Source organism: Nocardioides sp. HDW12B (genome assembly GCF_011299595.1).
Taxonomy (GTDB): Bacteria; Actinomycetota; Actinomycetes; order Propionibacteriales; family Nocardioidaceae; genus Marmoricola_A.
The window spans coordinates 1,091,334-1,116,380 of record NZ_CP049867.1 but is presented as its reverse complement, the minus strand read 5'-3'; the positions used below and the strand labels follow the sequence as shown (position 1 = coordinate 1,116,380).

Here is a 25,047-nt window from a genome sequence, read left to right as displayed (position 1 = left end):
GACTCCTCGGTGGCCGTCTTGTCGCGGTCCGGGTACGGCTCCCTCGTCCGGTCGAGCCGGTTCGGCTCGGGGGCCAGTCTAGGACGCCCGGGTGACCATGACGTCGGGGTCTCCGTCGAGGCCCGTGTCAGAGCAGGGCGAGCAGCAGCACGACGATCGTGATGAGCGCGCCGATGCCGCCGACCAGGGCGAAGGCGAGGCCGACACGCTGCGCCGTACCGGCCTTCTCGGTCCACCCGAGCTCGCGCGCCGGCTCGCGGATCAGGCGGCGCCCCTCGCCGGAGTCGAAGGTGAAGTCGACGACCTTGCCGTACTTCCCGTCCTCCCCGATCGCGTAGGTGCGCTGGAAGCTCTTCGACTCCAGGCGCCCCATCTGCCGCGACAGCCGCGCACCCATCGTCGGCACCGGGACGCCTCCCGAGACGTCGGCCCCGCGCCTCCACTCCAGCTCGTAGCTGTCGTCGGTGATCGCCAGCACCTTCGCGTCCTCGTCGAGCCGCGCGCGGTAGGTGAAGGTCTTCTCGAGGTGCTGCTGGTACATCAGCGTGTAGTAGGTCGCGTCGGCGAGGTCGACCCCGACGTCGAAGCCGTGCTCGGTCTCGACCAGCCGGTAGGGCGTGCCGACCAGCCGGGCCCGCACGGCCTCGACCAGCTGCTGGGATGCGCTCATGGCGACCAACCTAGAGCGCCGGTGGAGGACCCGGGCCGTGAACCGACGCGTCCACCGGGAGCGAGGGTGAACCGGGAGAAATCACCCAGTCGTCCCGGCGTGTGAACCGGAGGGGCGAGGAGCGCGTGGAACTAGCGTGACGGGTGTGATGACGGAGGCGGCGCGGTCCGCGGGTTCGGCGTGGGACGCCGACACCGCGGTCGAGCAGCTGTACGCCGCCCACTACGCCTCCCTCGTGCGACTGGCGGTCCTGCTGGTCGGCGAGCGCGCCGCCGCCGAGGACGTCGTGCAGGACTGCTTCGTGGCCATGCACGGCCGGTGGCGTCGGCTCCGCGAGCCGGACAAGGCTCTGGCCTACCTGCGGCAGTCGGTCGTCAACCGCTCCCGGTCGGTGCTGCGGCACCGCGGCGTGGAGCGGCGGCACGCGCCGACCCTGGCCACCGACGCCGGTGCGCTGGTCACCGACCCCGCCGAGGACGGCGTACGCCGTGACGCGGTGCTGTCTGCTCTCGGCCGGCTGCCGTCGCGCCAGCGCGAGGTCCTCGTCCTGCGCTACTACCTCGACCTCGACGAGGCCGGGATCGCCGCGGAGCTCGGCATCAGCCGGGGCGCGGTCAAGAGCCACGCCTCGCGCGGCGCCGCCACCCTGCGCCGCCACCTCGACCGCGACGGCGGCACGCCGTCCGCGACCCCGGAGGACCGCCCGTGAACGAGCGCACGCCCCCCGACGACGCCGATCTGCGGCGTCTTCTCCACCACGCGGTCGACGACGTCGACCCCGCACCCGCCCTGGACCACATCCGCGACCGAACGAAGGCGACCCCCATGAGCGACAAGCGACCCTGGATCTACGGCGCCCTCGGTGCGGCGGTGGCGACCGCCGCCACCGTCGTCGCGGTGACCGTGCTCAGCGACTCCGACGACACCCCGGTCGCGGGCTCCGGGGACCCTGCCCCCTCCGCCAGCTCCGACCTTGCCGAGCCGTCCGGGTCACCCGAGCCGTCGGAGTCGGCCGAGACCTCGGAGACGGCCGACCCCGAGCCGTCCGGGTCGGCCGTGGTCTCCGGGACGGTCCCGGTCTACCTGGTCGGGTCCACCGGCAGGGGCCTGGGGCTGTACCGCGAGTTCCAGGCCGGGGAGGGCGACGACCCGTTGCTGAGCGCGGTGGGCGCGTCACTGAGCGGCGCGTCCCTGGACCCCGACTACTCCTCGCTGTGGGAGGGCCTCGGCGCCCAGGTCGACGCCGCGCCCCCTGCGGGCGACGTTATCCTCCTCGCCCTGAGCGGGAGCGGACCCGACCTCGCCGAGCGGCCGGACGGCATGAGCGCGGCGGACGCGCGTCTCGCGGTGCAGCAGCTGGTGTGGACCGCGACAGCCGCGTTGCAGCGCGACGTGCCGGTGACCTTCGAGGTCGACGGCGACGCACCCGACACCCTGCTCGGCGTCGACGTCACGGGCGGGGTGAGCCGCGGCGAGGCGATGTCGACCCTGGCGCCCGTGTGGGTCACCAGCCCCCAGGACGGCGACACCGTGGGCTCGACCTTCGCCGTCGAGGGCCAGGGCGCGTTCTTCGAGGCGACCGTCTCCTGGCAGCTCCTCGATCCCCCCGGCGAGGTGGTGAAGGAGGGGTTCACCACGGCCCGCGAGTGCTGCGTGATGTCGCCGTACCGCTTCCAGGTCAAGGACGTCGACCCCGGCGACTACACCCTGCGCGTCTACCAGGCCGACACCTCCGGCGAGCCCGGCGCCGTCGAGACCGAGGACACCAAGCGCCTCACCGTCGAGTAGGTGGGGGTGTCGGTTTCACTAGGTACCTGGTGAAACCGGCGCTTCCCGAGCGAAGTTTCGCTCGGGAAGCGCCGGTTTCGCTCGGGAAGCAACCTCCCCAGGCGTACGTCGACCCGGTGCGGCCGGGCGCACCGAACGGTCTGCCACTACCCGCCTGAGCCGGCCGCGTCACGACGTACGTGCGCCGAGACGTGCCAGCTCCCCCGACGAAACTGGCGCTTCCCGAGCGATGTTTCGTTCGGGAAGCGCCGGAGTCACTAGGTACCTGGTGAAACCGACAGGGCCCCTCAGCGCCAGCGAGGGGTGCGGGCGAGGAGCGCGGCCGCGGCGGCGACGCCGGCGGTCGAGGAACGCAGCACCGAGGAGCCCATGCGGAGCGGCTCAGCGCCGACGGCGGAGAACGCCTCGAGCTCCTCGTCGGTGATCCCGCCCTCGGGGCCGACGACGATGACGATCTGCCCGCGGCCCGGCACCGGCACGTCGGCCAGCGGGCCGGACGCCGCCTCGTGCAGCACGACGCGCACCGAGGCGGAGGCGAGGAGCGCCACGACGTCCGCGGTGGTCGCCAGGTCGGCGACCTCGGGGAACCACGAGCGGCGCGACTGCTTGGCCGCCTCGCGGGCCGCCGAGCGCCACTTCGCCAGCGACTTCTCGACCCGGTCGCCCTTCCAGCGGGCGATCGAGCGCGAGGCCGACCACGGCACGATCACGTCGACGCCGACCTCGGTCAGCATCTCCACGGCGAGCTCGCCGCGCTCGCCCTTGGGCAGCGCCTGCACGACGACAAGCCGCGGCATCTCCGCCTGGTGCGCCGCCACCTCGAGCACCGACAGGTCGAGCCAGCCCTTGCCGGCCTCGACGACGCGGCACCGCGCCACGTGGCCGGCCCCGTCGGTCAGCGTGACCTGCTCACCGGCGGCGACGCGGCGTACGACGGCGGCGTGGTGGCCCTCCTCGCCGTCCAGGCGCACCTGCTCCCCCACGCCGGCCGAGCCGACGTCGGGGTGGACGAAGGTCGCCAGGCTCATCGGGGCCCGAACGCGTCGCGCAGGCGGCCGAAGACACCCTTGTGCGAGGAGCTCTCGACCTGGCCGGCCGGCTTCTCCTCGCCGCGCAGCTCGGCGAGACGGCGCAGCAGCTCGGCCTGCTCGTCGTCGAGGCGCGTCGGCGTCTCCACCACCACGCGCACGACGAGGTTGCCGCGGTTGCCCCCGCGCAGCGCGGGCACGCCCTGGCCGGGCATCACGATCTCGGCGCCGGACTGGGTGCCGGGCTTGATCTCGACGGCCAGGTCGACCGGTGGCGGGCCGGAGAACCCGGCCTCGGCGGCCTCGGCGTCCCCGAGGTCGGCCTCCAGCGTCGGCAGCCGCAGGGGTACGCCGAGCGCGGCGGCCGTCATGGGCAGCGTGACCGTGCAGAGCAGGTCCTTGCCGTGCCGGACGAAGACCGGGTGGTCGTTGACCCGCAGCTCGACGTACAGGTCGCCGGCGGGTCCGCCACCCGGGCCGACCTCGCCCTGCTCGGAGAGCTGGACGCGGGTGCCGGCGTCGACGCCGGCGGGGATCTTGACCGTGATCGTGCGGCGCGAGCGGACGCGGCCGTCGCCGGCGCACTCGCGGCACGGCTCGGGGATGAGCTGGCCGTAGCCGCGGCAGGCGGCGCAGGGTCGCATGGTGCGGACCTCGCCGAGCAGCGAGCGCTGCACGTGGAAGGTCTCGCCGCGACCCTGGCAGGTCTCGCACACGACGGGGCGGGTGCCGGGCGCGGTGCCGTCGCCGGAGCAGGTCGAGCAGAGGACCGCGGTGTCGACCTTGAGCTCGCGCGTGGTCCCGAAGGCCGCCTCGGCGAGGTCGATGTCGAGCGAGATCAGCGCGTCCTGGCCGCGACGCACCCGCGGCCGCGGACCGCGTCCCTGGCCGCCCCCGGCTCCGCCGCCGAAGAAGGCGTCCATGATGTCGGTGAACGAGAAGCCCGCCCCGGCCCCGGCGCCGCCGAACCCGCCGAAGCCGCTCTCGCCGCCGCCGAGGTCGTACTGCCGCCGCTTCTGCGGGTCGGACAGGATCTCGTAGGCGCGGCTGACGTCCTTGAACCGCTCCTGCGTCGCCGGGTCGGGGTTGACGTCGGGGTGCAGCTCGCGCGCGAGCTTGCGGTAGGCCTTCTTGATGGTCGTCTCGTCCGCGTCGCGGGCGACACCGAGGACCTCGTAGGGGTCGTGACTCACTCAGAACTCTCAGACACGTCGTAGGTGAAGGGACAGCGGACCAGGCACGGCGTACGGCGACCGGGGGCCGCCGAGGTGGCCGTCATGCCTCGTCGAGGATCTTGGACAGGTAGTGCGCGACCGCCCGGACGCTGGCCATGGCGCCGGGGTAGTCCATGCGGGTCGGACCCAGCACCCCCATGGTGCCCAGCGACTCGACACCGGGGCCGTAGCCGCTGGCCACGACCGAGGTCGAGACCAGGCCCTCGTGGGGCACCTCGTGGCCGATCCGGACCGTCAGCGCCGAGGGCGAGCTGGCCTCGCCGAGCAGCTTGAGCAGCAGCACGTGCTCCTCGAGCGCCTCGAGCAGCGGACGGATCGTCACGTCGAAGCCGTCGCCGAAGCGGGCCAGGTTGGCGGTGCCGCCGACCATCACCCGCTCGTCGGAGCGGTGGTCGCTCATGGCCTCGACCAGCGCCGCGACGACCACGCTCAGCACCGGCCGGTCGGCCTTGTCGAACGTGCCCGGCAGCGCGGCGAGCTTCTCGGTGGCGTCGGCGATGCGCTCGCCCATCACCGCGCGGTTGACCGCGCGGCGGAAGGAGCCGACCTGTTCGTCGTCGAGGGTGACGGGCAGCTCGACGACGCGCTGCTCGACACGGCCGGTCGACAGGATCAGCACCAGCAGCATGCGGGTGGCGCTGAGGGTGACCATCTCGACGTGGCGCACGGTCGAGCGCGACAGGGTCGGGTACTGCACGATCGCGACCTGCCGCGTCAGCTGGGCCAGCAGCCGCACCGAGCGGGCCACGACGTCGTCGAGGTCGACCGCGCCCTCGAGCAGCGTGGTGATGGCGCGGCGCTCGGCCGTCGAGAGCGGCTTGATGGCGCTCAGCCGGTCGACGAAGACGCGGTAGCCCTTGTCGGTCGGGATCCGCCCGGCGCTGGTGTGGGGCTGAGCGATGAGCCCCTCCTCCTCCAGCGCAGACATGTCGTTGCGCACCGTCGCCGGGGACACCCCGAGCTGGTGGCGCTCGACCAGCGACTTCGAGCCGACGGGCTCCTGGGTGGAGACGTAGTCCTGCACGATCGCGCGGAGGACGGCCAGCTTGCGCTCCTCGACCATGGCTCCTCCTCGCTCCTCGTTGGCACTCACATCTCGCGAGTGCCAATCCTAACGCGCGGGGCGCCCGGAGGCAGGTCCGCAGCGTGTGGTCCAGCCCTCGTGCCGACCTCCGGGCACCTCTGCCCGACCCGTGCCCGACCTACAGTGGCGGCCATGGCCTCCCCCCAGCGCTACGTCCGGCAGCTGACCGAGATCGCCGACCGTGTCTGGGTGGTCCACCACGAGTGGATGGAGCTCAACGTCACGGTCGTCGCCGGCGAGCGCGGCCTGGCGGTCATCGACACGCTGGGCTCCGGGGCCGCGGCCGCCGGGCTCGTCGAGGACCTCCGGTCGCTGCCGTACGCCGAGCGCGGGCTGGTCGCGGCGGTCAACACCCACGAGCACTGGGACCACGTCCTGGGCAACGCGACGCTGCGCGGGACGTGGCCGGACACCGCCCTGCACGCCCACGAGGAGGCGGCGGCCCGGACCCAGGAGGCGGCCGAGCGGGTCAAGGGCTACTTCCGCGACGACCCGGACGACCCCTACGGCCCGGACGTGCTGGAGACCGACGTCCTGTCGGCAGAGACCGTGTTCAGCTCGGTCGGGGTCGTCGACCTCGGCGACCGGGTCCTGGAGCTGATGCACCCCGGGCGCGGCCACACCGGCGGCGACCTGGTCGTGCGCATCGGCGACGTCGACCTCGTCGTCTTCGGTGACCTGGTCGAGGAGGCCGGCCCGCCGGCGTACGGGGCGGACTCGTTCCCCCTCGAGTGGGCCGCGACCCTGGACACCGCCATCGGCCTGACGACGGAGTCGACCACGGTCGTGCCCGGTCACGGGGCGGTGGTGCCGCGCTCGTTCGTCACCGACCAGCGCGGCGACATCACGGCGGTGGCGGAGAACATCCGCGCCGCGGCCGCCCAGGGGCTGAGCGTCGAGGAGACGCTGCGCGACGCTGAGTGGCCGTTCCCCGCCGAGGGGCTCGAGCACGCCGTACGCCGCGGCTTCGCGCAGCTGCCTGCCCCCGTCACCCCCGGCTCGGCGCGCCAGCTCCCGCTGGCCTGACCGCCCACGGAGCCCCCGGCGCGTCCGCGCGACCGGCCCGCGCGAGTCGCCGTAGCGTTCGCACCATGTCCCACGACCGCTACGGCTCCGACGTGCTCACCGACGACTGGCGCAGGCCCAAGAAGGGCCGCTCCGTCGACACCCCGGCGGAGAAGGGCATGGTCGTCGAGGACGCCACGACCGGGTTCTGCGGCGAGATCGTCAAGGTCGACCGCGACATCGGCACCGTCACGCTCGAGGACCGGCGCAACCGCCGCAAGGTGTTCCCCCTCGGTCCCGGCTTCCACCTCGACGGCAAGCCCGTCACCCTCCGCCCGCCGGTCCGCAGCGGCCCGGCGGCCCCGACGCGCACGGCGTCGGGCTCGATGGCGGTCCAGGGCGCGAAGGCCCGCGTCGCGCGCGCCAGCCGGATCTACGTCGAGGGCCGGCACGACGCCGAGCTCGTCGAGAAGGTCTGGGGCGAGGACCTGCGGCTCGAAGGTGTGGTGGTGGAGTACCTCGGCGGCGTCGACGACCTGGGCTCGCACCTCAAGGACTTCGGCCCGGGCCCTGGCCGGAAGGTCGGCGTGCTGGTCGACCACCTGGTGGCGGGGTCGAAGGAGAGCCGCATCGCGGACGCCGTACGCCGCGGGCCGAACGGCGCGCACGTGCTGATCGTCGGCCACCCCTACGTCGACGTCTGGCAGGCGGTGAAGCCGCAGCGCCTCGGTCTCGAGACGTGGCCCGCCGTGCCGCGGACGATGGAGTGGAAGCACGGCATCTGCACCCACCTCGGCTGGCCGCACCGCACGCAGGCCGACGTCGCCCAGGCCTGGAAGCGCATCCTCGGGACCGTGCGGTCCTACGCCGACCTCGAGCCGGCCCTCCTCGGCCGCGTCGAGGAGCTCATCGACTTCGTCACCACCGACTGACCCGCGCCCACCCCGCCCTTCCCGGCGAAGCGTCGCTCGCGTCGCGGCGAAGCGTCACCCGCGTCGCAGCGAAGCGTCACTCCCGTCGCGACGAGACGGCGCGTACGTCGACGCGCGCCCGATCTCAGCCCTTGACGTACGACCGCTTCTCGCAGACCCGACCGTCGCGGAACCGCAGCACGTCGACGCCGCGCACGTGCCCGGGGCCGTCCTCACCGGTCCAGGAGTAGCGCCAGGCGAGCACCCCGCGGTCGCCCGCGACGACGAGCTCCTCCTCCTCGAACCGCGCACCCGCGCCGGCGAACAGGTCCGTCCACACCGCGCGGATGGCGTCGGCGCCCACGACGACCTCACCGTCGGGGGGCGAGGTCGACTCGAAGACGCAGTCGTCGGTGAGCGTGGCCATGATCGCGTCGACGTCGCCGCGCCCGAACGCCTCGGACAGCCGGAACAGGGCGGCGTGGTTCGGCCCCCAGGCGGGGTCCCGGCCGAACCGCGCGAGGAGCTCGGCCTGCGCGTCGCCGGCCGCGACCGCTCCCACCGCCGGGGCACCCACGACGCCGGCGCTGCGGTACATCTCCTCCCGCGCGGCGAACCACGACGCGACCTCGTGGACCAGCGCCGGGTCCAGGCGCGGGTCGCTCCCGGTCGCCACCGCCAGGTCCCAGCCGTGGACCAGGTGGTCGGCCGCGAGCTGGTGCAGGTACTCCCCCCGACCCTCGTCGCCGTACGACAGGTGCACCGGCTTGTCCGAGGCCACGGTCTCGCGGACCACCGTGGTCGCGTCGGCCGCCGCGGTCAGGGAGGCCTCGATCGGGTCGTCGCCCAGCAGGTCGCCGTCGAGCCGACCGCCCACCTCGTCGGGGGTGCTCCCTCGCATCAACGGCACGGTCCAGCGGTCCTCGCCCGTGACGTGGTTGGTCAGGTCGCGCACCGACCACTCGCGGCACGGCGTGGGCAGGTCCCACTGCTCGGGACGTACGGCGTTGACCCGGTCGGCCCAGGTCTCGACGCTGCGGTGGTAGAGGGTGAACACGTCCACGGCCGGTGACCTCCTCGTCTCCCCGTCACTCCTCCCAGCGTGGCACCGCCGGGCCCGCGTCACCAGGCTCGACTGGACCGGCCGGCACACGTCGCCCGCAGCGGACCGAGCCCTCGTTTCGGACACCCCGGTAGCGTCCCCAGCAGGTCCCCGACCGCGAGGAGCTGGCTGTGCGCACCCGACTCGGAGTCGTCTCCGCCCTGACGGCGGTCGGCCTGCTCAGCGCCTGCACCAGCGACACCACGGAGGCCGCCCCCAGCGGGGGCAGCACGTCGAGCAGCCCCTCGGACCCGCCGAGCGCGTCGGCGAGCCCCCGCCCGTCGGAGACCCCGAGCCGGTCCCCCGGCGGCACCTCCGACCGGTCGGACACGAGCCCGACCCCCTCACGCACGCCGCTCCCGCGCCCGGTGTCGGTCGAGGCCCTCGACGCCGCCGAGCACCGCGGCGACCGGTTGACCCTCGGCGCGGTCCGCGAGCGCACGGCGGCCTACACGTCGTACGACGTCGCGTATCGCAGCATCACGATCGACGCGCGTGGCGAGAAGGAGATCTACCGCATCACCGGCGTCCTCAACGTCCCGACCGGGAGGGGACCGTTCCCCGCGGTCGTGCTCGCCCACGGCTACATCGACCCGGCGATCTACGTGCGCGGCCAGGGCATGACGCGTGAGCGCGGCTACCTCGCCTCGCGCGGCTACGTCGCCCTGCACGTCGACTACCGCAACCACGCGGAGTCCGACGACGCGCCCGACGGGGAGAACGACCTGCGGCTGGGGTACGCCGCCGACGTCGTCAACGCGGTCAAGGCCCTGCAGGCGAGCCGCGACGTCCCGGTGGCCGACGACCGCATCGGTCTCTTCGGCCGCTCCATGGGCGGTGGGGTCGTGCAGAAGGCGCTCATCGCCGAGCCCGGTCTCGCTGGCGCCGCGTCCGCCTGGGCCTCGGTCTCGTCGCTGGAGGGCGAGAACTACGACCAGTTCCAGCGCGACGATCCCGAGGACGCCGGGCTGCGTGACGTCATCGAGCGCCGCTACGGGCTGCCCGAGGACAACCCCGACTTCTGGTCCGCGGCGTCGTCGCGGCCCTACCTCGACCGCATCACCGAACCGGTGCTCCTCGTGCACGGACGGTACGACGACACCTGTCCCCCGCGCTGGGCGTCGGCAACACAGAAGGCGATGACACGGGCCGGCGTCGACTCGCAGCTGGAGTGGTACGACGACGGGCACGCCTTCGGGCCGGCGTTCTTCGCCGCGATGGATCGCACCGTGCGGTTCTTCGACACCCGCCTCGACGCCTGAGGCTCCGGCGCTCTCAGGACCGCAGCGGCCGCCCGTCGGAGTCGACCGGGTCGCCGACGAGGATGAGGATGCCGTCGATGAAGGGCCACAGTGCGCCGATGCCGCAGGTCACGAGCGTGACGACGAGCTGCGCCACCCCGACCCCCACGTCGCCCATGTACATGCGCCCGATGCCGAGCGGCAGCAGGACCTGGAGCAGCCCGGCGACGAGCTTCTGCTTCTCCGAGAACGGTCGCCCCGTCTTCGGGTCGACGCCGTACGGCGCGCCCGGCTGCGGTCCGTAGGGGCTGGGGGCCTGTCCGTACTGCTGGCCGTAGCCCTGTCCGTAGGCGGGCTGTCCGTAGCCCGGCTGCCCGTAGCCCTGGCCGTAGCCCTGCTGCGCATAGCCCTGCTGCCCGTAGCCCTGGTCGTACCCCGGCTGCCCGTAGCCGGACTGGGGGTAGCCCTGCTGGCCGTAGCCCTGGTCGTACCCCGGCTGCCCGTAGCCGGACTGGGGGTAGCCCTGCTGGCCGTAGCCCTGGTCGCCGTAGGCCGAGTCGCCGGAGCCCGACTGGGGGTGGCCCGACGCGCTGTCACCGGGCTGGCCGTAGCCGGGCGCCGGCGGCGGGACCGGGGAGTCCGACGGCGTCGGGGGCTGCTGTCCCCAGGCGGGAGGGGGCGGCGGGCCGTCGCCCTCGTCCTCGGGACGGTCGGGAGGGGTGGAGGTCATGGCGGAAGCGTATGCGCCCCCGTCCGGCCGATCGCGGAGGGACGCGCGCGTCAGTTCGCGACCTGCACGATCCCTCCCCTGCACGTGCACGACTGACGTTTCGCGCGTGCACGATCGACGCTTCGCGGGGGAAGACGGTCGGTCAGGGGACGAGGTCGCGGACGACGGCGTCGGCGAGCATGCGGCCCTTGAGGGTCAGCACCACCCGGTCGTCGGGGGCGGCTCCACCCGAGGAGGCGAGGAGCTCGACGAGGCCGTTGTCCACGAGGTCGGGCAGCCAGGACCGGCCGGCGTCGTCGAGCACGTCGACGGCCAACCCGTCGACCAGCCGGGTCTCGAGCAGGATCCGCTCCACCCGTCGGGTCTCGTCGTCGAGCACCTCGCGCGCCTGGGCCGGGCTGACCCCGGCGGCCAGCCGCTCGGCGTACGCCGCGGGGTGCCGCACGTTCCACCACCGCACCCCACCGACGTGGGAGTGCGCGCCGGGACCGACGCCCCACCAGTCGCCGCCGCGCCAGTAGAGCAGGTTGTGCCGGCAGCGGGCCGCCTCGTCGCGCGCCCAGTTCGACAGCTCGTACCAGCCCAGCCCCGCGGAGCCGAGCACCTCGTCGGCCATGACGTACTTGTCGGCCATCTCGTCGTCGTCGGGCGTCGCCACCTCGCCGCGTCGCACCCGTCGGGCGAGCCCGGTCCCGTCCTCCACGATCAGGGCGTACGCCGAGATGTGGTCGGGTCGACAAGAAAGAGCGGCGTCGAGCGACCCGGCCCAGTCCGCCAGCGACTCCCCCGGCGTGCCGTAGATCAGGTCGAGGCTCACCTGCTCGAACCCGGCCTGCCGCGCCCACTCGACCACCCGCGGCAGCCGCTCCGGGTCGTGGGTGCGGTCGAGGACCTGCAGCACGTGGGACACGCTCGACTGCATCCCGAAGGAGATGCGGTTGATCCCGCCCTCGCGCAGCCGCTCGAGGTCGGCGAGATCGACGCTGTCGGGGTTCGACTCGGTCGTCACCTCGGCCCCGTCGACCAGCCCGAAGGACGAGCGGATCTGCTCGAGCATGTCCACCAGGTGGTCCGGCGGCAGCAGCGTCGGCGTGCCGCCGCCGAAGAACACCGTGGAGACCGGTCGGGCCGCCGCCCCCAGCACCGTGGCTGCGAAGCGGGTCTCGACGTCCGCCGCCGAGGCGTAGGAGTCGCGCGACGCCCCGGGAGGCGCGCCCGCCCCGCCGAGCTCGGCCGCCGTGTAGGTGTTGAAGTCGCAGTAGCCGCACCGGGTCGCGCAGAACGGCACGTGCACGTAGAACCCGAGCGGTCGCTCGGCGGCCCCGTCCAGGGCGGGGGCGGGCAGCGAGCCGTCGCTCGGGGCCGGCTCGCCTTCAGGGGGGACCGACGGCATGGCCCCATCCTCCCCCGCGGGCGAGCCGGGCCCAAAACGCGTCGCGCCCGGCCACGAGGGCCGGGCGCGACGGGAGTGCGGGTGATCAGGCGATCAGGCGATCAGGCGATCAGGCGTAGAGCTTCTCGATCTGCTCCTTGTTGTTCTGCTCCACGACCTTGCGCTTGACCTTCATCGAGGGGGTCAGCTCGCCGGACTCGACGGTCAGGTCGTGGTCGAGGATGACCCACTTCTTGATCGACTCCCAGCGGTTGAGGCGCTTGTTGAGCTCCTCGACCTGCTCGCCGATGACCTTCTCGAGGTCGGGGTCCTTCACCAGCTCGGCGTAGGACTTTTCCCCCTTGCCGGCGTGGTTGCCCCAGTCGGCCAGAGCATCGGGGTCGAGCGCGATCAGCGCGACGCAGTAGTTGCGCTCGTTGCCGTGCACGAGGAACTGGCTGGCCAGCGGGGAGATCGCCTTGAACTGCGACTCGATCGCCGACGGCGCGATGTACTTGCCGCCGGAGGTCTTGAAGAGGTCCTTCTTGCGGTCGGTGATCTTGAGGTGCTCGCCGTCGAACTCACCGATGTCACCGGTGTGGACCCAGCCGTCGACCAGCGTCTCGTCGGTCGCCTCGGGCATGTTGTGGTAGCCCTCCATGACGCCCGGGCCCTTGATGCAGATCTCGCCGTCCTCGGCGATCTTGATCTCGGTGCCGGGCATCGGGATGCCCACGGTGCCGAACTTGTAGGAGTCGGGGTGGTTGACCACCGAGCCGGCGGAGGTCTCCGTCATGCCGTAGCCCTCGAGGATGAGGATGCCGGCGACGTGGAACCACTCCGCCACCTCGCGGTTCAGCGCGGCGGCGCCGGAGATGAAGAAGCGGACCCGCCCTCCGAAGCGCTCGCGGATCTTGCTGAAGACCAACTTGTCGAAGAGCCCGTGCAGCACCTTCAGGTGCGGCGGGATGCCCTTGCCCTGCGCCTTGCGGCTCTCGACCTGCTTGCCGACGGCGAAGGCGGCGTTGAAGATCTTCTCCTTCAGCCCGCCCTCCTGCGCCTGCATCGTCATGATGCGACCGTGCGCCTTCTCGAAGATGCGCGGGGCGGCGCCCATGAAGGTCGGCTTCACGACAGCGAGGTTCTCGATGATCTTCTCGACCCGGCCGTCGACCGCCGTGGCGAAGCCGATCGCCAGCTGGGTGCTCAGCAGCACCTTGCCGAAGGAGTGCGCCATCGGCAGCCAGAGATACTGCAGGTCGTCCTCGGAGAGGATGTTCTGCGCCTGGATCGCCGCGCCCTCGTAGGTCCACGACTTGTGCCGCAGCCGCACGCCCTTGGGGCGGCCGGTGGTGCCGGAGGTGTAGATGAGGGTGGCCAGCGAGTCGCCCTCGGTGCCGTCGATGCGCTCCTGCACCGCGGAGCCGTTCTCGTTGAGCAGGTCCTCGCCGAGCTTCTCGAGGTCGGCGAGGCCGATGACCCAGTCGCCGTCCGCCGTGCCCTCGAAGGTGACGACCTTGTGGACGTGCGGCAGCTCGGACTTCTTCTCGCGCAGCTTGGCGATCTGGGCGTCGTCCTCGGCGAAGACGATGTGGCACTCGGAGTCCGAGAGGATGTAGGCCACGTCGTCGGTCATCGTGGACGGGTAGACCGTGGTCGTGGCCGCGCCGGCGCACATGATGGCGAGGTCGGCGTAGATCCACTCGACGCGCGTGCCCGAGGCGATGCCGACGCGCTGCTGCGGCTCGATGCCGAGCTTGACCAGCCCGGCGGCGAGGCGGGTGACCTTCGCCCCGACCTCCTTCCAGGAGATCGACGCCCAGTCGTCACCGTCGGGGAAACGGAAGGCCTCACGGTCCCCTCCCGCGGCCACACGGTCCATGAACTGCTCGCCGACCGTCATCGGACGGTCCTCGACGACGCTTGCATCCTTGACGATTGGGGACACCCCAGCACACCTCTCCGGCTCCGTGGGTCGACCGCGTCACCCCGGTGTGACGGCCGCCTCAGTTGTGTTGGAGCGAACCCTAGTTCACCGGTTCTACCGATGGGTAGGTACCCGGGTCCCCACGCGGAGCGGGGCGCAGAGCCAGGCAGAGAGACGGGCGCACCCGGGGACGTACGCCGAGCCGCGGCTCAGCGCCGGGTCAGCCCCTGCTCGGCCCGCTCGTAGACGTGCAGCGGCAGGCCGTCGACCTCCAGCAGCAGCGGCAGCAGGGCCGGCTCGGTGGTCAGTGCGCGGAACATCGTGCCGGCGGTCAGGCCGTGGCTCGGCTGGTCGACGACCGTGACCATGTCGCCTTCCTGCACCCATCCCCGCTCCAGGACGGTGAGGTGGACGCCGGCCCGCCCGTGGCGGGTGAACCGCTCGGTCCAGCGGTCGTTGTCGAAGCCCTGCAGCCCCATCCAGCGGGCGAAGGTGGGGCCCGGCGTGCGGACCGAGGACACCTGGAAGCGTGCGGTGCCCACGAGCCACTGCTCGCCCACGATGCACGCGTTGAGGTCCAGGTCGAGGGTGGTGAGGTTCTCGCCGAACAGCCCGGGACGGACGTGGCGCCCGAGCTCCTGGGTCCACCAGGCCAGGTCCTCGGAGGCGTAGGCGTGGACCGCCTGGTAGGTGCCCCCGTGCTGCCGGGTGTCGGCGACCTCGTCACCGACCAGGGACGACCCGTCGACCTCGACGGTCCCGCGTGCGGGCAGCTTGTCGATGGCCGAGACCAGCAGCGGCTTGTGCTCGAGGGTGCGCGCGGTCCCGACGTTGACCGACGCGAGGCGCGGGAAGCTCATGGCCCCAGTGTGGGCCGCCCCCGCCCCCGAGGGGCGCTTTCGGTCGTCTCAGTCCTGCACGGCCTTCGCGATGGTGACCGCGATGGTGACTGCGGTGGTGACCGCGGCCGCCGCGGCGGCGCTCTCGGACCGGCGCCCCGCGTCGTCGGCGGTGAGCTCCTCGACGGCCATCACCATCTCCCGCAGCACGACCCAGGCGCGTGCCCGGTCCTCGTCGAGCTCGGCGTGGTCGACGAGGGTGAAGAACCGGTCTCGGACGGCCTCGCGCACGTCGCCGCTCGCGACCACCTCGTCCCAGCGGTTCCACAGCATCGGGGCGACCTCCGCGTGCGGGTCACCGCTCAGCGGCTTGGGGTCGATCGCCAGCCACGGTCCGCGCCCGGCGGCCAGGACGTTGCGGAAGTGCAGGTCGAAGTGGACCAGCCGCCCGTCGGTGGCGGGGTCGAGCGCCAGGTCCTCGGCCAGGGAGGCGGCCTGCTCGACGAGCCGGTGCGGCACCGGCGCGCCGCGCGGCAGGGCCCGCAGCCGGGTGGCCCAGCGCGCCGCCCGGGCCGACAGCAGGTCAAGCTGGGGCGGGGCCGGCACGTGCAGCCGGCCGTAGAGCCCGGCCACGACCTCGCAGGCCTCGATCGCGTCGACGGTGTCGAGCGTGCGGTCCTCCAGCCGCTCCAGCAGCAGCGCCCGCCGCCGCGGGTCGGCCCGGACCAGACGCACGGCACCGTGGCCCTGCCAGGTCCGCAGCGCCAGGTGCTCGTACGCCGACTCGTCGTCGGGGAAGGCGATCTTGAGCACGGTCGGCTGCTCCTGGCGGTCCCGGACCGGGAGCACGAGCGCCGTGTAGCCGTGCTGGGCCAGGCCGTCCTGGCGCAGGTCCCACTCCCCCAGCAGGTCGTCCGCCAGCCGGGGCAGCCCGCGGACCCAGGCGGCCCAGGTCTCGCCGCGGCCGGCCATGCCGCGCACCCCGGCGGGCAGGTGGACCATCAGCGCGTGCCGGGTCCCGGCGTCTGCCCCGAGGTCGCGTCCGTCGCGGACGCGACGGGAGCGGCGTACGCGACCTTGCGGGCGGCGCGCCGCAGGGTGGCGAGGACCGCCGGGCCGAGCAGGAGGATCGCCAGGGTGTTGGTGATCGCGCGGCCGGTGTCCCAGCCGCCGGTGGAGGTCAGCAGCGTGTAGATCCCGAAGCGCTGGAGGTTCTCGACCAGCGGCGCGCCCGGCACGTAGGACAGCGTGCCCTCGTGGCCGGGGACCGCGATGCCGAGCGTGTAGGGCCACGACGAGAGGTTCATCAGCAGGCCGAAGAGATAGGCGCACAGGATGCCGTAGACCACGAGCACCGCGATCTCGCGGCGCCCCAGCAGCGGCCGCCCGAACACCCGGCGCGGCAGCAGCCCGGCGCCCAGCCCGACCCAGGCCGCGCACAGCATCTGGTAGGGCAGCCACGGGCCGACGCCGGAGGTCAGCAGCGCCGAGGTGAACAGCGAGGTGCACCCGAGCACGAAGCCGAACCCGGGCCCGAACACGCGCCCGGCCAGCACCAGCAGGAAGAAGACGAGCTCGACGCCGGCCACGCCCGCGCTCAGGCTGCGCAGCGCCGCGTTCACCGCGGTGAGCACGCCGAGCAGGGCCATCGACCGGGCGTCCATCCCGCCCTCGGACAGCTCGGCGAGCACCACGAGGACGACCACCGGCAGCAGGGCCAGGAACAGGAACGGCGGGGCCACCTGGGCGGCCCCGGGGTCCGGCACCAGCAGCAGCGGCCAGGCGAACATCAGCAGCCCGGCCAGCGAGGCGAGGCCCAGCACCGCGGCGGAGCGGCGGCCCAGCGGCAGCAGGTGGCGTCCGACCGGGTCGGCGCCGCGGGTGCCGGGGCCGTCACGGCGGGAGGCGCGCAGCGTGCTCACGCCACCACCGCCCGGACCTGCTCGACGGTCAGCCAGCCGTCGCCGAGGATCTTGGTGGTCTGCGGCGCGAAGGCCGGCGACTCGGCCAGCACCGCGGCGGTCGGGCCCGACGAGACCGTCTCCCCCGCGGCCATCACGACCACCTCGTCGGCGACCTGCGCGACGAACTCGACGTCGTGGGAGGCCGTCAGCACGGCCCGGCCCTGACCGGCCAGGCGCCGCACGATGTCGGCGAGGTGGGCCTTGGCGGCGTAGTCCAGGCCGCGGGTCGGCTCGTCGAGCACCACCACCGGCGGGCTGGCCACGAGCACGATCGCCAGCACGAGGCACAGCCGCTGGCCCTCGGAGAGGTCGCGCGGGTGCCGGTCGTCGGGCACGTCGGGGACGAGCTCGTCGAGCAGCGCGCGGCAGGAGCCCGCGGCGACGCCGGCCTGCCGGTCCGCGGCGGCGCACTCCGCGGCGACGGTCTCGAGGTAGAGCAGGTCGGTGGCCGACTGCGGCACCAGCCCCACCAGCCGTGCCGGTACGTCGACCTCGGCCGGGTCGGTGCCCTCGACCAGGACGCGCCCTCCGTGGCGTCGACCGGTGCCCTGCAACGCCCACAGCAGCGAGGACTTGCCCGAGCCGTTGCGGCCCATGATCGCGGTCACCCGCCCGGCGTGGGCGTCGAGGGAGACGTGACGCACCGCGACCGTGCGGCCGTAGGTCACGACCACGTCGGTGGCGCGCAGCACCGGGGCCGGGGCCCCGCCCGACGTCGTGCCCGCGTCCGGGGCGGTGTCCAGCTCGGCCGGGCGCGCGGCGAGACGCACCGGCGGCGGGGCTGCTGCCAGCCGCTCACTGAGCGCGCGCGAGCGTCGCCGGGCCTCGCGCACCGACAGCGGCAGCGGGCTCCAGCCGGCGAGACGTCCGAGCTCCACCACCGGCGGCGCGACGACCGAGGTCTCCAGCATCGTCGCCGGGTCGCCGACCTGCACCCGGCCGTCCTCGACGAGCACGAGCCGGTCGGCGAACGGCACGACCCGCTCCATGCGGTGCTCGGCGAGCACGACGGTGAGTCCCAGGTCGTCGACGAGCCGGGCCAGGGTGCCGAGGACCTCCTCGGCCGCGGTCGGGTCGAGGGCCGACGTCGGCTCGTCGAGCACCAGAGCCCGCGGGTGCATCGTGAGAACCGCGCCGATGGCGACCCGCTGCTGCTGGCCGCCCGAGAGCGTGCGCAACGAGCGGGACCGCAGCTCGGAGATGCCGAGCAGGTCGAGGGTCTCCTCGACGCGGCGGCGCATGGTGCCGGGGGCGACGCCGAGCTGCTCCATGCCGTAGGCCAGCTCGTCCTCGACGACCTCGGTGACGAACGACTGCACCGGGTCCTGACCCACGAAGCCCACCAGGTCGGCCAGCTCGCGGGGGCTGGCGTCACGGACCGACCGCCCGCCGACCACCACGTCGCCGCTCAGCACCCCGCCGCTGAAGCGCGGGACCAGGCCGTTCAGGGTGCGCAGCAGCGTCGACTTGCCGCTGCCGGTGCGCCCGGCGACCAGCACCAGCTCGGACTCCTCGATCTCGAGGTCGACGCCGCGCAGAACCGGCTCGGCGTCCGGGTCGTAGGCGAAGGACACCTCACGCCACGCGAGCAAGGGGCTCACCTCCTGCCACGTCGTCGGTCGCGCCGGCCTGGCCCGTCGTGGGTCCGAGCACCGGCGGCGGTGTGGCGAAGGCGGGGACGAGCCCGACCAGGCACGCCAGCAGGGCCAGCGACGACAGCGGCGGGACCCGGGACGGGTCGGGCAGCACCACGACGAGGTCGCGGGCGGCCACCGTCATCAGCACCGCGGCCACCAGCCCGGTCACGGCGGTCAGCACGTCGGCCGCCAGCCAGCGCGGCGGCCGGTAGCGGGTCCGAGCCACGCCGCGGCCGGCGGCCAGGAACCCGCCCAGCGCCAGCGCGAGGCCGACCACCAGCATCGGCCAGGCCAGCACCCGGGGCGCGGTCGTGTCGAGATAGGCGTAGGACCCCACGACGAGCCCGAGCAGACCCATCAGCAGGAAGGCCCCGGTGACCCGGCGGTGGCTCGTGGCACCCGAGCGGCCGTAGCCCCGGGCGTCCATGCTCGCGGCCAGGGCGACCGACCGGTCCAGGGCGTCCTCGAGCACCGGGACGACGATCCGCCGCAGGGCACGGATGCCCCGTCCGGTCTCACCGCGGAGGCGACGGGCTCGTCGTACGCGCTGGACGGACTCGGCGAGCTGCGGGAACAGCGAGAAGGCGATCACCACGGCCGTCCCCACCTCGTAGAGCGCCGCGGGCAGCGAGGCCAGCAGCTTGCGCGGGTCGGCCAGCGAGTTGGCCGCTCCGACACAGATGATGACCGTCGCCAGGCGCATGCCGTCGTAGGCACCCGCGAGCAGCGACTCGAGTGCGACCGGTCCCAGCAGCGTGATGCCCGCCGCCCAGTCCGGCAGCGGCACCGCCGGCAGGTCGAGGAGCACGGTCTCGCCGTAGCCGCTTCCGAAGAGGATGCGGAAGACCACGCGCAGCAGCACCACGACGCCACCCAGGACGAGGTAGAGCCGGAACGACAGCGCCCATGGTGCGTCGGTGCGCCGCGCGAGCACGGTGACCGAGGCGACCAGCACGATCAGGACGAGCAGCCAGGGGTTGGTCGTCCGGGTCGCCGCGGCGGCCAGCCCGAGGGCCCACAGCCACCAGGCGACCGGGTGCAGGTCGCGCGGCAGCCGCCGACGGCGACCCGTGGTCGCCGCGGCGGCTGTCGTGGCGGAGCCGGCGCTCGTGGCCCCGGCCTCCGGTGGGTGCGTCACGCCGGGTCAGGACCTCCGACGTCGTGCCATGACGAGGGCCGAGGCGGCGAGCCCGGCGATGCAGACGCCCGCCACGCCCAGCAGGGCGAGGTCGCTGCCCGTCATGCCCGCGGCATCGGCGCTGACCGGGGTCGCGAGCTCGCCCGAGGTCACCGTCTCGCCCTCGGAGGGCTCGAGCAGGTCGGTCGGCTCGTCGCGACCCGCACCCCGCTGCTTGGCGGGAGCGTCGTCATCCTTCTTCCGGTCCGACTTCTTCTCACCCTTCGTGTCGGCCTTCTTCTCGCGTGCTGCCTTCTCCCTGACCTTCGGACCGGCCTGCTCCGCGGCCGAGGCGCTCGCGCTCGGTGCGGTGGAGGCGGACGCGGAGGGCGCCGGGGCCGACGTCGACGGCGTGGCCGACGGCTGGCTCGGTGAGGGTGAGGGCTTCGTGCTCCCCCCGGACCCACCGGCCGGCTTCGAGGGTGACGGGGACGGCTTCGTGCTCGGGGAGCCGTCGGGGGCCCCCGAGCCGCCGCCCTGGTAGGCCCAGCCCACCGAGCCACCGGTCGGCACCCGGAGGGAGGCGTAGCCGTAGGAGCTCACGTTCCAGCTGGCCGAGGTGCCGTTGGACCAGTAGAGCTTCCAGAAGGCGCTCGCCGGCGGCGTCTGCTGGCAGGACTGCTCCGCGGGGTAGCCCTGGATCTTGCAGACGAAGCCCGGCTCGGAGCTGACCTCCTCGACCGGCACGCCGGCGGCCTCCATCGCGGCCTTGGCCGTCCGGCCGCTGCCGGACGCGCAGTACTTCGCGCCCTCGGCGCCGTCGCCGGGGTTCCGGTCGACCACGATCGTGACGCCGGTCCCCGGCGAGCACGCGCCGGCCGAGGCGACCGCGGGAGCCCCGCCCGCCACGACCGGGAGGGCAGCGAACGAGACCGCGAGGGCGGCGACCACGGTCGCCGCCCTCGACGGAGCGAGCCGGAGCTGCATCAGCCGATCAGGTTCTGCGAGACCAGCGCCTGCGCGGAGGCGTTGTGCCAGTAGTACAGCCGGTCGGCGGTGATGTCGCGTCGCTTGGCCGCGGCGAGGTCGGCCGCGGTGTAGGCGATGGCGCCCACGTCGGCCTTGTCGAGCGCGGTCTGGTTGGCGATCTTCGTGGTGACTCGCAGCTTCGCGACCCAGCGGGCGGCGTCGCGGGCGGCGGCGCTGCGACCGAGCTCGGACAGTGCGTGCGCCGCGAGGCCGGTGGAGTTCGCGTTGCGGACTCCCTCGTCGCTGAAGGAGCCGTTGGCGGCCTGCGTCCGCAGGAGCCACCGTCGGGCGTCGGCGAGCGCGGTGTCGACGACAGGGTCGCTGCCGCTCGTGCGCTCGAACTCGGCCAGGGCCAGCACGGCGAAGGCCGTGGCGTCCACGCTCGGCCCGCTCTCCTCGTCGGTGCCGCCGTCACAGGTGAAGTCGGCCGAGTCCATGTAGGTCCGGAAGAAGCCGGCCTCGCACTGCTGCTGCAGCAGGAAGTCGGTCGCGCGCTCCGCGCTCGCGGCGCCCGGGGCGTCCAGGGTCAGGGCTCGCACGACGAAGCTCTGCGTGATCGTGTTGCTGTAGTCCGGCGCGCCCTCGTCCTTCGCGCGCCCCGCCTCGGGCCCGCTCGTGACGAGACGGTCCTCGAGGCGCTCGTCGAGGCCGGGCTCGAAGGTGTCGGCGTCGACGCCCTCGCCGAGGACGAAGGTCAGGGTCTTGCCGATCCCGCCTGCGGAGTCGTTGCCTCCGGGCGCGTAGTAGTCGGCGCCGTCGCGCTCGAAGCGGTCGAGCACCCGGTCGCGGGCCGCTGCCCGGACGCCGGCGGTCTGCATGGCCGTGGCGGCGTCGAGCGTCACGCCCGGGCTGGAGTACTGCACCCCGTCGTAGGTCGTGAACAGCATGCCGTCCTGCAGCTGCGAGGTCAGCCAGCCGGAGGTGGCGCTCGCCGGAGCCGTGGCGGCCTGGGCGGCCGGGCCGACGAACGTCGTACCGGCGGCGACGGCGAGGGTGGTGAGTCCCAGGAGGGCTCGGTGAGCAGAGCGCTGGAAGCGCATCGGTTTCCCTTCCCGCTGCAATGCAGGCAGGACCCCGGGAGGGAGTCCACCTGCGTTCCGCGACAGCGTGGATGTCAGATCCCCTGGCCGCAGGTGTTCCGGCTCCCCTCCCGAGGGAGGGCTACGGTTGCGGGTCAGCGCCGGACTTGGACCGGCTTCCCCTGGCAGGCGAGGTGAATGAGTTGTGTGCCGCCGGACGGCGGCGCCTCACCCTAGCACCGCTCGGGCACCCCTCCCCTGTGGCGTACGTCGCCCCGCGTGCGCTGCGCGCGGAGCCTGCGGGAGGCGCTACTTCTTGTCCTTCGGACCCGGGTCGCTGGTGTTGAGGGCGGCGATGAACGCCTCCTGGGGGACCTCGACGCGGCCCACCATCTTCATCCGCTTCTTGCCGGCCTTCTGCTTCTCCAGCAGCTTGCGCTTGCGGCTGATGTCACCGCCGTAGCACTTGGCGAGCACGTCCTTGCGGATGGCGCGGATGGTCTCGCGCGCGATGACACGGCTGCCGATGGCGGCCTGGATCGGCACCTCGAACTGCTGGCGCGGGATGAGCTCCTTGAGCTTGCCGACCAGCGAGACGCCATAGGCGTAGGCGGCGTCGCGGTGCACGATCGCGCTGAACGCGTCGACCGGGTCGCCGTGCAGCAGCACGTCGACCTTGACGAGGTCGGCGGCCTGGTCGCCGGTGGTCTCGTAGTCGAGCGAGGCGTAGCCCTTGGTGCGCGACTTCAGGTTGTCGAAGAAGTCGAAGACGATCTCGGCCAGCGGGATCGTGTAGCGCATCTCGAGGCGCTCCTCGGACAGGTAGTCCATGCCCTGGAGGTTGCCGCGCTTGGCCTGGCAGAGCTCCATGATGGTGCCGATGTGCTCCTTCGGCGTGAGGATCGTGGCCTTCACCACCGGCTCGCGCACCTCGGCGATCTTGCCCGCGGGGAACTCGCTGGGGTTGGTGACCTGGGCCGTCGAGCCGTCGTCCATCGTCACGTCGTAGACGACGTTGGGGGTGGTGGAGATCAGGTCGAGGTTGAACTCGCGCTCCAACCGCTCACGGACGATCTCCATGTGCAGCAGGCCGAGGAAGCCGCAGCGGAACCCGAAGCCCAGCGCGCCGGAGGTCTCCGGCTCGTAGGCCAGCGCCGCGTCGTTGAGCTGCAGCTTGTCGAGCGCCTCGCGCAGGGTCGGGTAGTCGTCGCCGTCGATCGGGTAGAGACCCGCGAACACCATCGGGTTGGGGTGCTTGTAGCCGCTCAGCGGCTCGGTCGCGCCGTTGTTCTGCCACGTCACCGTGTCGCCGACGCGGGACTGGCGGACCTCCTTCACCCCGGTGATGAGGTAGCCGACCTCGCCGACGCCGAGCTCGGCGGACTTCAGCGGCTCGGGCGAGATGACGCCGACCTCGAGCATCTCGTGCACCGCGCCGGTCGACATCATCTTGATCCGGTCGCGGTGGGTGAGGCTGCCATCGAAGACGCGCACGTAGGTGACGACGCCGCGGTAGGTGTCGTAGACGGAGTCGAAGATCAGCGCGCGCGCCGGGGCGTCGGCGTCGCCGGTGGGCGGCGGGGTCTGGCGCACGATCTCGTCGAGCAGCTCGGGCACGCCCTCGCCGGTCTTGGCCGAGACGCGCAGCACCTCGGACGGGTCGCAGCCGATGATGCCGGCGAGCTCCGCGGCGTACTTCTCCGGCTCCGCACCCGGCAGGTCGATCTTGTTGAGCACCGGGACGACGTGCAGGTCCGCGCCGAGGGCGAGGTAGAGGTTGGCCAGCGTCTGCGCCTCGATGCCCTGGGCGGCGTCGACGAGCAGGACCGCGGCCTCGCACGCCTCGAGCGAGCGGGAGACCTCGTAGGTGAAGTCGACGTGGCCGGGGGTGTCGATCATGTTGAGCACGTACGTCGTGCCGCTCTCGTCACCGCTGCGGGCCGTCCACGGCATGCGGACGGCCTGGCTCTTGATGGTGATGCCGCGCTCGCGCTCGATGTCCATGCGGTCGAGGTACTGCGCGCGGGCACTGCGGGCGTCGACAACCTCGGTCAGCTGCAGCATGCGGTCGGCCAACGTCGACTTGCCGTGGTCGATGTGGGCGATGATGCAGAAGTTGCGGATGATCGACGGGTCGGTGCTGCCCGGCTGAGGCGCCGCGGGACGGCTCGAGGACTTGGACACGACTCCCTTTGCGATGACTGGGCGATGATCTGGGCGGGGCTGGGTGATGACTGGCCGCTGGGTCGCCGCCGACGGGCGGGGACGGTGCGGGTGGAGCGGGGTCCGGGGGCGGCGACGCGCCGGACACCCCCAGTGTCCCACGCAGCCGGGCCACGGTCGGACGGTGCGGTTCAATGGCCGGGTGCCCGGCTCCTCGACGTCCGTCCTCACCGCCCCCGCGGTGCCGCACGGCCGCACCGCCCGGCGCCTGTCGTGGCTGCACCTCCCGGCCGCCCTGCGCGCCAAGGTCGAGGAGCGGCTCGGCTCCCCCGTGGTGTCGTCGCAGTCGCAGGGCACCGGGTTCACCCCCGGCTTCGCCTCCCGGCTCCACACCGCCGACGGGACGCGGCTGTTTGTCAAGGCGGCCAGCAAGGTCGCGCAACGGGCCGTCGCCGACTCCTACACCGAGGAGGCCCGGGTGCTGACGCGCCTGGCGCCGTACGCCGTGCCCGCGCCGGAGCTGCGCTGGACCCACGATGACGACGAGTGGGTGGTGCTCGGCATCGAGGACGTCGGGGCGCTGACCCCCGAGCGGCCGTGGCGCGACGACGAGCTCGACCGCACCCTCGGGCTGCTGACGCTGGTGGCGCAGTCCACCGCTGAGGTGGCCGACGACCTCGGCGACGAGCTGCCCCCGGCCGTCGAGGCGTTCCCCGGGCTGGCCGGGGCCTGGCAGGTCCTCGCGGCCCGCTCCCCCGACGACCGCCACGTCCGCTCGGCCGCCGCGCTGGCGGCCCGCCTGCCCGACCTGCCGCGCCAGGGGTTCGTGCACGGCGACGCCCGTGACGACAACGTCCTGCTCTGCGCCGACGGCCGCACGCTGCTCTGCGACTGGAACTGGCCGTGCCGCGGGCCGGTGTGGCTCGACGTGGTCGACGTCCTGGTCGCCGCCCACGGCGACGGGGTCGACGTCGAGCCGCTGCTGGCCGACCACCCCTTGACCGGGGAGGTCCCGGGCGAGGAGATCGACGTGTGGCTGGCGGCGTACGCCGGATGGATGCGACGCGCCGGAGAGCAGCCCCTCCGCGCGAGCTCCCCCTTCCTCGGCGTCCACGCCCGCTGGAGCGCCGAGGCCGCCTGGTCCTGGCTCGCCTCCCGCCGCCACTGGTAGCGCGATGTCGGTGTC

The 25,047-nt window shown here is 73.2% G+C and carries 22 protein-coding genes and 2 riboswitches; of the genes, 6 read left to right on the top strand and 16 right to left on the bottom strand.

Features of this window, described 5'->3' with window-relative positions; all coding sequences use genetic code 11:
* Window positions 1–8 precede the first annotated feature (8 nt).
* A riboswitch (guanidine-III (ykkC-III) riboswitch) is annotated at window positions 9–73 on the bottom strand.
* 54 nt (window positions 74–127) lie between these two features.
* Window positions 128–670, bottom strand: coding sequence for a hypothetical protein (locus G7072_RS05325; protein WP_166084577.1), 543 nt, complete (start codon window positions 668–670; stop codon window positions 128–130).
* Between the two features lie 148 nt (window positions 671–818).
* On the opposite strand from G7072_RS05325, the gene G7072_RS05320 reads away from it, so the two are divergent.
* Both G7072_RS05320 and G7072_RS05315 read left to right on the top strand, forming a co-directional pair.
* On the top strand, window positions 819–1,379 hold the full coding sequence (locus G7072_RS05320; RefSeq protein WP_166089724.1) for a SigE family RNA polymerase sigma factor: 561 nt from the start codon (window positions 819–821) through the stop codon (window positions 1,377–1,379).
* A 116-nt stretch (window positions 1,380–1,495) separates the two neighbouring features.
* The gene (locus tag G7072_RS05315) at window positions 1,496–2,458 is read left to right on the top strand and encodes a Gmad2 immunoglobulin-like domain-containing protein (RefSeq protein ID WP_166084576.1); all 963 of its coding nucleotides are present in this window, start codon (window positions 1,496–1,498) and stop codon (window positions 2,456–2,458) included.
* A 287-nt stretch (window positions 2,459–2,745) separates the two neighbouring features.
* On the opposite strand, the gene G7072_RS05310 is transcribed toward G7072_RS05315, so the two are convergent.
* The 3 genes from G7072_RS05310 to hrcA form a co-directional block, all read right to left on the bottom strand.
* Window positions 2,746–3,486, bottom strand: coding sequence for a 16S rRNA (uracil(1498)-N(3))-methyltransferase (locus G7072_RS05310; protein WP_166084575.1), 741 nt, complete (start codon window positions 3,484–3,486; stop codon window positions 2,746–2,748).
* Window positions 3,483–4,679, bottom strand: coding sequence for a molecular chaperone DnaJ (gene dnaJ, locus G7072_RS05305; RefSeq protein WP_166084574.1), 1,197 nt, complete (start codon window positions 4,677–4,679; stop codon window positions 3,483–3,485). Before dnaJ ends, G7072_RS05310 begins: the two co-directional genes overlap by 4 nt.
* Window positions 4,680–4,761: 82 nt before the next feature.
* Window positions 4,762–5,784 (bottom strand): heat-inducible transcriptional repressor HrcA, encoded by a 1,023-nt coding sequence (hrcA, locus tag G7072_RS05300; protein ID WP_166084573.1) that lies wholly within the window; start codon window positions 5,782–5,784, stop codon window positions 4,762–4,764.
* Between the two features lie 153 nt (window positions 5,785–5,937).
* Here hrcA and G7072_RS05295 point away from each other — a divergent pair, with 153 nt between their 5' ends.
* Together G7072_RS05295 and G7072_RS05290 are read left to right on the top strand one after the other, a co-directional pair.
* Window positions 5,938–6,831 carry an MBL fold metallo-hydrolase gene (locus tag G7072_RS05295; protein WP_166084572.1) on the top strand — a complete coding sequence of 298 codons (894 nt, stop codon included), beginning with the start codon at window positions 5,938–5,940 and terminating at the stop codon, window positions 6,829–6,831.
* Window positions 6,832–6,896: 65 nt separating this feature from the next.
* Entirely contained in the window at window positions 6,897–7,742 is an 846-nt protein-coding gene (locus tag G7072_RS05290) for a DUF3097 domain-containing protein (RefSeq protein ID WP_166084571.1), read from the top strand.
* A gap of 124 nt (window positions 7,743–7,866) precedes the next feature.
* Here G7072_RS05290 and G7072_RS05285 read toward each other — a convergent pair whose 3' ends face one another.
* On the bottom strand, window positions 7,867–8,784 hold the full coding sequence (locus G7072_RS05285; RefSeq protein WP_166084570.1) for a TIGR03086 family metal-binding protein: 918 nt from the start codon (window positions 8,782–8,784) through the stop codon (window positions 7,867–7,869).
* 170 nt (window positions 8,785–8,954) lie between these two features.
* Between G7072_RS05285 and G7072_RS05280 the strand changes: the two genes are divergently transcribed.
* Complete coding sequence (locus tag G7072_RS05280) at window positions 8,955–10,085, top strand: prolyl oligopeptidase family serine peptidase (RefSeq protein WP_240917159.1); 1,131 nt, start codon at window positions 8,955–8,957, stop codon at window positions 10,083–10,085.
* 13 nt (window positions 10,086–10,098) lie between these two features.
* Here the strand turns inward: G7072_RS05280 and G7072_RS20195 are convergent, their stop codons facing one another.
* From G7072_RS20195 to lepA, 11 genes are all read right to left on the bottom strand, one after another.
* The gene (locus G7072_RS20195) at window positions 10,099–10,794 is read right to left on the bottom strand and encodes a TM2 domain-containing protein (RefSeq protein WP_166084568.1); all 696 of its coding nucleotides are present in this window, start codon (window positions 10,792–10,794) and stop codon (window positions 10,099–10,101) included.
* Between the two features lie 142 nt (window positions 10,795–10,936).
* Window positions 10,937–12,187 (bottom strand): radical SAM family heme chaperone HemW, encoded by a 1,251-nt coding sequence (gene hemW / locus G7072_RS05270; protein WP_166084567.1) that lies wholly within the window; start codon window positions 12,185–12,187, stop codon window positions 10,937–10,939.
* A gap of 109 nt (window positions 12,188–12,296) precedes the next feature.
* A complete protein-coding gene (locus G7072_RS05265; protein WP_240917158.1) occupies window positions 12,297–14,114 on the bottom strand; it encodes a long-chain fatty acid--CoA ligase in 1,818 nt (605 codons plus the stop codon).
* Between the two features lie 188 nt (window positions 14,115–14,302).
* On the bottom strand, window positions 14,303–14,953 hold the full coding sequence (locus G7072_RS05260; protein ID WP_166084566.1) for an MOSC domain-containing protein: 651 nt from the start codon (window positions 14,951–14,953) through the stop codon (window positions 14,303–14,305).
* A 48-nt stretch (window positions 14,954–15,001) separates the two neighbouring features.
* Complete coding sequence (locus G7072_RS05255; protein ID WP_166084565.1) at window positions 15,002–15,934, bottom strand: aminoglycoside phosphotransferase family protein; 933 nt, start codon at window positions 15,932–15,934, stop codon at window positions 15,002–15,004.
* Entirely contained in the window at window positions 15,934–16,854 is a 921-nt protein-coding gene (locus tag G7072_RS05250) for an ECF transporter S component (RefSeq protein WP_346766219.1), read from the bottom strand. The genes G7072_RS05255 and G7072_RS05250 overlap by 1 nt, the downstream gene beginning before the upstream one ends.
* The gene (locus tag G7072_RS05245; protein ID WP_166089717.1) at window positions 16,851–18,488 is read right to left on the bottom strand and encodes an ATP-binding cassette domain-containing protein; all 1,638 of its coding nucleotides are present in this window, start codon (window positions 18,486–18,488) and stop codon (window positions 16,851–16,853) included. The genes G7072_RS05250 and G7072_RS05245 overlap by 4 nt, the downstream gene beginning before the upstream one ends.
* Window positions 18,472–19,671, bottom strand: a complete 1,200-nt coding sequence (locus G7072_RS05240) for a CbiQ family ECF transporter T component (RefSeq protein ID WP_240917157.1) — start codon at window positions 19,669–19,671, stop codon at window positions 18,472–18,474. The genes G7072_RS05245 and G7072_RS05240 overlap by 17 nt, the downstream gene beginning before the upstream one ends.
* Window positions 19,672–19,677: 6 nt before the next feature.
* Window positions 19,678–20,637, bottom strand: coding sequence for a hypothetical protein (locus tag G7072_RS05235; protein WP_166084564.1), 960 nt, complete (start codon window positions 20,635–20,637; stop codon window positions 19,678–19,680).
* Window positions 20,637–21,719 carry a prenyltransferase/squalene oxidase repeat-containing protein gene (locus G7072_RS05230; protein ID WP_166084563.1) on the bottom strand — a complete coding sequence of 361 codons (1,083 nt, stop codon included), beginning with the start codon at window positions 21,717–21,719 and terminating at the stop codon, window positions 20,637–20,639. The genes G7072_RS05235 and G7072_RS05230 overlap by 1 nt, the downstream gene beginning before the upstream one ends.
* A gap of 70 nt (window positions 21,720–21,789) precedes the next feature.
* A riboswitch (cobalamin riboswitch) is annotated at window positions 21,790–21,936 on the bottom strand.
* A 71-nt stretch (window positions 21,937–22,007) separates the two neighbouring features.
* On the bottom strand, window positions 22,008–23,882 hold the full coding sequence (gene lepA / locus G7072_RS05225) for a translation elongation factor 4 (protein WP_206063294.1): 1,875 nt from the start codon (window positions 23,880–23,882) through the stop codon (window positions 22,008–22,010).
* 163 nt (window positions 23,883–24,045) lie between these two features.
* On the opposite strand from lepA, the gene G7072_RS05220 reads away from it, so the two are divergent.
* Window positions 24,046–25,032: a phosphotransferase gene (locus tag G7072_RS05220; protein WP_166084562.1), complete on the top strand. Its 987-nt coding sequence runs from the start codon at window positions 24,046–24,048 to the stop codon at window positions 25,030–25,032.
* Window positions 25,033–25,047 lie beyond the last annotated feature (15 nt).

What these genes read in the sequence shown, in the direction of transcription:
- G7072_RS05325 (WP_166084577.1), bottom strand. Translation starts at nt 670, where the DNA reads ATGAGCGCATCCCAGCAGCTGGTCGAGGCCGTGCGGGCCCGGCTGGTC.
- G7072_RS05320 (WP_166089724.1), top strand. Translation starts at nt 819, where the DNA reads ATGACGGAGGCGGCGCGGTCCGCGGGTTCGGCGTGGGACGCCGACACC.
- G7072_RS05315 (WP_166084576.1), top strand. Translation starts at nt 1,496, where the DNA reads ATGAGCGACAAGCGACCCTGGATCTACGGCGCCCTCGGTGCGGCGGTG.
- G7072_RS05310 (WP_166084575.1), bottom strand. Translation starts at nt 3,486, where the DNA reads ATGAGCCTGGCGACCTTCGTCCACCCCGACGTCGGCTCGGCCGGCGTG.
- hrcA (WP_166084573.1), bottom strand. Translation starts at nt 5,784, where the DNA reads ATGGTCGAGGAGCGCAAGCTGGCCGTCCTCCGCGCGATCGTGCAGGAC.
- G7072_RS05295 (WP_166084572.1), top strand. Translation starts at nt 5,938, where the DNA reads ATGGCCTCCCCCCAGCGCTACGTCCGGCAGCTGACCGAGATCGCCGAC.
- G7072_RS05290 (WP_166084571.1), top strand. Translation starts at nt 6,897, where the DNA reads ATGTCCCACGACCGCTACGGCTCCGACGTGCTCACCGACGACTGGCGC.
- G7072_RS20195 (WP_166084568.1), bottom strand. Translation starts at nt 10,794, where the DNA reads ATGACCTCCACCCCTCCCGACCGTCCCGAGGACGAGGGCGACGGCCCG.
- hemW (WP_166084567.1), bottom strand. Translation starts at nt 12,187, where the DNA reads ATGCCGTCGGTCCCCCCTGAAGGCGAGCCGGCCCCGAGCGACGGCTCG.
- G7072_RS05260 (WP_166084566.1), bottom strand. Translation starts at nt 14,953, where the DNA reads ATGAGCTTCCCGCGCCTCGCGTCGGTCAACGTCGGGACCGCGCGCACC.
- G7072_RS05255 (WP_166084565.1), bottom strand. Translation starts at nt 15,934, where the DNA reads ATGGTCCACCTGCCCGCCGGGGTGCGCGGCATGGCCGGCCGCGGCGAG.
- G7072_RS05235 (WP_166084564.1), bottom strand. Translation starts at nt 20,637, where the DNA reads ATGCAGCTCCGGCTCGCTCCGTCGAGGGCGGCGACCGTGGTCGCCGCC.
- G7072_RS05230 (WP_166084563.1), bottom strand. Translation starts at nt 21,719, where the DNA reads ATGCGCTTCCAGCGCTCTGCTCACCGAGCCCTCCTGGGACTCACCACC.